This window comes from Mycobacterium sp. TH-M106, from assembly GCF_057473765.1.
The window spans coordinates 1-6907 of sequence record NZ_JBYCLE010000044.1 but is presented as its reverse complement, the minus strand read 5'-3'; the positions used below and the strand labels follow the sequence as shown (position 1 = coordinate 6907).

Below are 6907 nucleotides of genomic sequence, written 5' to 3'. Positions count from 1 at the left end.
ACCGACTTCCAGTCCAGGTCGGCGCTGCGGCCCAACTCGTGCGGGTCGACCAGCCACTCCGACATCATCCGTTGGTAGATCACGTCCTCGACGTGGGTCCCGCCAGGCGGTGCCGGACCGTTCGGCGACACCAGTGGGTCCGGCGCCGCCGGCCCGGCCGGGGACTGCCCGGCCGGCCCGGCCGGCGCGACCAGCCCGGCCGGCGCGGCCGGCGGGTCCGGGGACTGCCCGGGCCCGGCCAACACGTCAGGTGCGGCTTCAGCCGGCGACCGGTTCCCGGCGACGGCCGGCGGTTCGGTGGGCATGCCGGTGATCCCGCTGGATCCCGGGCTGCGCCGCGGCAGCGGCGAGATTGTGGGCTCGCCCGCCCGGGTGACCTGTTCGTCGGCGATCTGCGTGGGCACTGGCGAAACGACCACAGCCGGAGTCCGGCGCGGCTCCCTGCTATCCCTGCTATCCCTGCTATCCCTGCCGCCAATGGCACCGGCGCCTCCGAAGCCTCCGGTGCCTTCGATGCCTCCGGTGCTACCGAAGCCACCGATGCCACCTGCGCCTCCGAAGCCTCCGGTGCCTCCGGTGCCTTCGATGCCACCGATGGCGCCGACCAGCAGGCTCGGCGGCAGGTACACCCTGGCGGTGATGCCCCGCCCGGCGGGCGACGTCGGCGAGAGCCACACCCGGATCCGGTGCCGCTGCGCCAGCCGGCCGACCACGAAAAGGCCCATGTGCCGTGCGTTTTCGGGGGTGGCCTCGCCGCCGGTGCTCAGCCGCATGTTGGCGATGCGAAGGTCGGTGTCGATCATTCCCAACCCGGAGTCGACGATCTGGACCAGCACCCCGTCGTCGGCGGCGGACTCGGCGCAAACCTGGACCGGCGCCGTCGGCGGCGAGTAGCGCAGCGCGTTGTCGATCAACTCCGCGAACAGGTGGATGGCGTCGCCGGTGGCTGCGCCGACCACCATGACGTCGGGCACCATCGCAGTCTCGACCCGGCGGTAACCCTCCACCTCGGAGGTGGCCGCGTTGATCGCCGTCGCCAACGGCACCGATCGGCCCTTCTCATGCGAGATCTGCGCGCCGGCCAACACCAGCAGGTTGGCGCCGTTGCGGCGCATCCGGGCGGCAAGGTGATCCAGCCGGAACAGGCTGTCCAGGCGATCCGGGTCGTCCTCGTCACGCTCCAGCCGCTCAATGAGCGACAACTGCTGGTCGACCAGGGAGCGGTTGCGCCGCGACATGGTCTCGAACATGTCGTTGACCAGCAGTCGCAACCTCGCTTCGTCACCGGCCAGCAGCAGCGCCTGGGCGTGCAGCTCGTCGACCGCGTGCGCAACCTGGCCGACCTCCTCGGTGGTGTGCACCGGCAGCGGCGCGGGATCCCGCTCTGAACCAGCCGAGCCGGCCCGCACCTGGGCGATCTCGTTCTCCAGGTCGGTGTGGGCGACCTGCAGGGCGCCGTCCCGCAGCGTGCGCAGCGGCTGCACCAGCGATCGGGCTACCAGCCACACCGCCGCCAGCGCGAGCCCGATCGCCGCCAGCATCAGGACGATGTCGCGAATCACGGCGTCGCGCTGGGCAGCGGCGCGGTCGTCCACAGACTGGATCACCGACCCGCTGGTCCGCTCGATCACCCGCGCGGCGATCGCGTCGGTGCTGTGTATCGAGTCCTGCAGCACCGGGTTGTTGGGCAGCACACTGGCCGGGTCGGACATCACCGCCATCCGGGTCACCAGCTGCTGCTGCAGCTTCTTGGCGTCCGGCGAGTCGACGCCGAGCACCTGGTTCATCCCCAGCAGCGTCGACGGCTCGGTGCCGGCCACGGTGATCATCGCGGTGCGCAGATCCTGTTCGGGGAGCTCGCCGCCCCGGTCGACCAGCAGTTGCTGCATCATCATCTGCCCGCGTGCGCCGACGGCCCGGCTCAGGCCCTCGGTCTCGGCCCGAATCCGTTCGTTGTCCAGACGCACCGACCCGTTGATCGCGTCCTGGGCGGTCATCAGGATCGGTGCGTAGCCGGTCACCCGGTCCCGCAACCCGATGCTGTTCGCCAACACCGCGTCCAGCAGGCTCTGGCCCCGCTCCAGCACAGTGGTGACTCCGGACCGCACGTCGGGCGCCACGTCGGTGTCCGCCATCCGCGACTGCAGTTCGTATTTGCGGTTCTCGTAACCCCTCTTCGCGCCCTGGGCGTCCCCTCCGGAAGAGGCGGCTACCAGCGCGCTGCCCAACGCCGACATGTAGTCGGTGATCGCCGGGACCATTACCGCGCGGTCAGCGGCCAGCCGCAGCCGGCCGGCTTCGGTGAGTGCGCCGGCGATCCGCAGCCCGCCGAAGGCGATCGCCAGCGCCATCGGAAGCAGCGCGATCGCCAGCACCTTCCAGCGGACCGGCCAATTGCGCACCACCCACCTCGGCAGCTGCTTCGCCGGCCGCCCGGTCGGTGCGTCCGGTCCAGCGCGGCTGCCCTTTGCCGGTGCCCCGTCCGGGTGGGAGAACAGGGTCACCGGTCCGCGGCCGGGATACCGACCGTCCGGGTGAGCGTCACTGGTGGCGCCTCGTTGATTGGCGTTCATTGGCTTGGACTTCCTGCACACCGCGCCCGCTGACGGGTCGACGACGCTCCACAAGCCGTGCTAGGCCCGTGACGCGACGATGGCAACCCGACAAGTATGACAGCCCGCGGCCGCAGTCACCACACTTCTTACTGAAGAGACAGAGTTTGCGGGACCGCGCGGGACCCTGAAATGGGCGTGCGAGCAAACGGTCGACGACACCCTACGACCAGCCCGAGACCTTCGCCGAGTCTTTCGCCGAGTCTTTCGCCGAGTCTTTCGCCGCGTCTTTCGCCGAGACCTTCGCCGAGTCTTTCGCCGAGTCCTTCGCCGAGACCTTCGCCGAGTCTTTCGCCGAGTCCCGAGCGCCGGTCCGCAGCGATGGCTACTACCGCGCCGCGCATGGCGGTTCATCAATGGCTACCTGGTCGGTTGACCTCGATGACTCGACTCTCCCAACGCTGAAGCGTATGATCCTCTATCAAAGTGGAATATTGACAAGATAAACGGAGTGAACCGCCGGAAGGCGATCCGCGTGGCGCCCGGGCTACGTCGTGTTGGTGGTCCGGGTCGGCGTGCTCGCCAGAGGCGGGCTATTTCCGGTTCTGCACTGCTTTGGGCGTGTGAATATGCGACAGCGTGACTCATAAAAAGAAGGGTACGATGATGAATAAAAGTTTGCTGTGCGGGCTGACGAGTAGTTTCCTTCTGTGGGCTGTGGCGTGTACGCCTATCGCAGACGCTGAAGTGCCGGGGCCTGGCAGTGCACAGTTTTGATGCATACGCTCAGGCTCTTGAGCGAAACGGGTTCCACATCACTACGCAGACTGCCTTACGTATGGCTCAAGTCACGTGTGATGGCGTGCCACCTTGGTCGTCGGAGAGGAACTCCGCACTCAGGGCGTGTCCTATGGTGAGCAACTGCGGGTCTTTGGCGTCGCCACCATATACATGTGCCCGATGAAGTAGAAAGGGTTGATGTGAACAAACACACTGGCGTTGCGCTAGCCTTAGTCGTGATTTGGGCGGTTGTCTTGATCTGGTTAGCTATCGCAAAAGCTGGCGCAGCCAGCGCCGACCCGATAAAGCCGTACTGCTACGACCCGCGGCTCTGCCAAGACGATTTCTCAAAGGTGACCTACTGCCCGAGCACGGGCACCTTCGTGTCGGTGTTCCAAACGTGCCCGAATATCGTAGTGGGGCCGTACCTGCCCGGCGGCCCCGTGCCGAATGAAGGTGGTGTCGGCGGTGTCGAATGACGAAGTTGTCTTGATCCAGCATGCTGCCACCGAGTGAGGTGTGTCGGTGGATCGGTTCATCGAGTGGGTGGTGGCCGATGGCATGCTCATCCCGGCCGAAGTAACCCGACCCGCTGCCTTGGCCAGCTCCTCAAGGGCGGTCACGGCCACCCGTAATTCGGCTTCGTTTGAGTCACCGGGCATCGACATCCGTTCGTGGACCTCTTGGTCGCCGAGATGGTAGAGAAACGCCCGCAGCCGAAGTCACCGCACTTCTTACTGAACAGGCAGAGTTTGCGGGACCGCGCCGGACCCCAAGATGGGCGTGCGAGCAAACGGTCGACGATACCTGGCACGGCGTGGTCATCGCGCGTTTGTCGTTGACATTGGAGCACCCTGCGGCAGCGTTCCTACACTGGCGCCGTGTTCCGGCTCGTGTTCTATTCACCCCGTATCGCGCCCAACACGGGAAATGCGATCCGGATGGTGGCGGCTACCGGCGCACAGCTGCATCTTGTCGAGCCGCTGGGCTTCGACCTGTCCGAGCCCAAGCTGCGGCGTGCCGGGCTGGACTATCACGACCTGGCGTCGGTCACCGTGCACCCGTCGCTGCAGGCGGCGTGGGATGCTCTGCTGCCGGCTCGGGTGTTCGCCTTCACCGCGCAGGCGAGCACATCGTTTGCCGACGTGCGCTACCAGGCCGGTGACGTGTTGCTGTTCGGGCCCGAACCGGCCGGGCTGGAAGCGGCGGTGCTGGCCGATGAGCACGTCACCGCGCAGCTGCGCATCCCGATGCTGGCCGGCCGGCGGTCACTGAACCTCTCCAACGCGGCCGCGGTCGCCGTCTACGAGGCGTGGCGTCAGCACGGGTTCAGAGGGGCGGTATAAATCACCAGCTGTCCCAGTGGGTGAGCTGTTCGGCGGGCAGCCGCTTGGCCGGCTTGAAGTCGGTGCCCTTGGTGTAGGCGATCGGAAACAGCCCGCCCTGGCTGTACGTGTCATGCGGGATGCCGAGCACCTCGGCGGCCTGCTTCTCGCCGTCTTCGAGCAGGTGCAGGGTGGTCCAGCAGGAACCCAGCCCGCGCGAGCGCAGCGCCAGGCAGAAGCTCCACACCGCCGGGAACAGCGACGCCCAGAACGACGCGCTCAATCCCAACGGCGCCTGCTCCACCCGGCCCTCCAGACACGGAATCATCAGCACCGGAACCTCCTGCATGTTCTCCGCGAGATAGCGCGCCGAGTCGGTGACCGGTTGCATGCGCTCACCCCGGACGTCGCCGTCGGCGTATTCCGGCTTGGGCAGATCCAGGTACGGCAGCGCGTTGGCGCGGTAGATGTCGGCGATCGCCTGCTTTTTCACCGGGTCGGTGACGAACATCCACTGCCAGCCCTGCGCGTTAGAGCCGGTAGGCGCCTGCAGCGCCAGCTGCAGGCACTCCATCAGCACCTCACGCGGCACCGGCTTATCCAGGTCGAGTCGTTTGCGCACCGATCGGGTGGTGGTCAGGACTTCGTCGACAGACAGGTTCAGGATCATGGCTGGGAGCCTAGTCGTTGGCGCCGAGCCACCCGCCCGCCGAGCCACCCGCCCGCCGAGCCACCCGCCCGCCGAGCCACCCACTCGCCCGCCGAGCCACCCGCCCGCCGAGCCACCCGCCCGCCGAGCCACCCGCCCGCCGAGCCACCCGCCCGCCGAGCCACCCTCGCCGCCGAGCCACCCGCCCGCCGAGCCACCCGCCCGCCGAGCCACCCTCGCCGCCGAGTGTGAAGCTGTTGCGAAAAATTCGCGAAAATTTCGCAACAGCTTCACGTTCGCGGGAGGAGTTCGCGGGAGGAGGTGGTCAACGGACGTTCGCGGGAGGAGTTCGCGGGAGGAGGTGGTCAACGGACGTCGCGGGAGAAGGTGGCTAGCGAAAGTCGCGGGAGAAGGTGGTCAACGGACGTCACAGGAGAAGGTGGTCAACGGAAGTCACGGGAGCGAGATCCTGCCGCCAGGGCGATCGAGCTCAGCCGCTCGGCCACCACGGTGACCGCCCCGCTGGCATTCTGGAGCTGCCCGCGTACCAGCAGCGCCGCCGCCGTGGCCGCCAGCTTGCGGTGCCGCGCCCACACTCCCGGCGTGCACAGCACGTTGACCATTCCGGTCTCGTCTTCGAGGTTGACGAACGTCACCCCGCGCGCGGTTGCGGGCCGCTGCCGGTGGGTCACCGCCCCGGCGACCAGCACCCGGGTGCCGTCGGGCACGCTTAACAGCTTCTCGGCGGGGATCACCCCTGCCGCGTCGAGGTCAGCGCGGACGAACTGGGTCGGGAAACTGTCGCAGGAGACGCCGGTGGCCCACACGTCTGCGGCGGCCAACTCGGTCTCGCTCATTCCGGGCAGCGCCGGGATGTGCGACCCGTCGATGCAGGGGGCGCCCACCCCCGGTAACCGGCCGGGGCGCTGGCTCGCGGCCGCCCCGGCCGCCCACAGCGCCTCCCGCCGCGACATCGAAAAGCAGGCAAAAGCACCGGCGGTGGCCAGTGCTTCGGCCTGCGGCACCGAAAGCTGCACCCGGAAAGTCAGATCCGCCAGCGAGACGAACGCCCCGCCGGTGTTTCGCTCCCCGACCAGCTTCTCGGCGAGTTCGTCTCCGATATGACGGACACCGCCCAGTCCCAACCTGACCTGCGTTCCCGCGTGCTCCAACGTTGCGTGCGCCAGGCTGGCGTTGACGTCCGGGCCGTGCACCACCACGCCGTGTCGGCGGGCGTCGGCCACCAGCGACTGTGGCGAGTAGAAGCCCATCGGCTGTGCCCGCAGCAGGGCAGCGCAGAACGCCGCCGGATGGTGCAGCTTGAACCACGCCGAGTAGAACACCAGCGACGCGAAGCTCAAAGCGTGGCTCTCCGGAAACCCGTAGTTGGCAAAGGCTTCCAGCTTTTCGTAGATACGGTCGGCCACTTCGCCGGTGATGCCGTGCAGCTCACGCATGCCGTCGTAGAACCGGGTCCGCAGCCGTCGCATCCGCTCGGTGGACCGTTTGGACCCCATGGCGCGGCGCAGCTGGTCGGCCTCTCCCGCCGAGAAACCCGCGCAGTCCACCGCCAGCTGCATCAGCTGCTCCTGAAACAGCGG

General features: G+C 67.8%; 5 protein-coding genes. 2 read left to right on the top strand and 3 right to left on the bottom strand.

The window, feature by feature from the left end; translation table 11 throughout:
* A partial coding sequence (locus AC2VOP_RS01565) for a sensor histidine kinase (RefSeq protein ID WP_486959336.1) occupies positions 1-2573 on the bottom strand: 2573 nt, incomplete at its 3' end.
* A 932-nt stretch (positions 2574-3505) separates the two neighbouring features.
* On the opposite strand from AC2VOP_RS01565, the gene AC2VOP_RS01560 reads away from it, so the two are divergent.
* Positions 3506-3811, top strand: a complete 306-nt coding sequence (locus AC2VOP_RS01560) for a hypothetical protein (RefSeq protein ID WP_486959335.1) — start codon at positions 3506-3508, stop codon at positions 3809-3811.
* A gap of 402 nt (positions 3812-4213) precedes the next feature.
* Entirely contained in the window at positions 4214-4678 is a 465-nt protein-coding gene (locus AC2VOP_RS01555) for a tRNA (cytidine(34)-2'-O)-methyltransferase (RefSeq protein ID WP_486959334.1), read from the top strand.
* 1 nt (position 4679) lies between these two features.
* Here the strand turns inward: AC2VOP_RS01555 and AC2VOP_RS01550 are convergent, their stop codons facing one another.
* Both AC2VOP_RS01550 and AC2VOP_RS01545 read right to left on the bottom strand, forming a co-directional pair.
* Positions 4680-5327: a nitroreductase family protein gene (locus AC2VOP_RS01550; protein WP_486959333.1), complete on the bottom strand. Its 648-nt coding sequence runs from the start codon at positions 5325-5327 to the stop codon at positions 4680-4682.
* Between the two features lie 422 nt (positions 5328-5749).
* The coding region (locus AC2VOP_RS01545) for a helix-hairpin-helix domain-containing protein (protein ID WP_486959332.1) at positions 5750-6907 on the bottom strand (1158 nt) is incomplete at its 5' end.

Bases quoted from the DNA above. Each gene is read 5' to 3' on its own strand.
- AC2VOP_RS01550 (WP_486959333.1), bottom strand. From the start codon at position 5,327: ATGATCCTGAACCTGTCTGTCGACGAAGTCCTGACCACCACCCGATCG.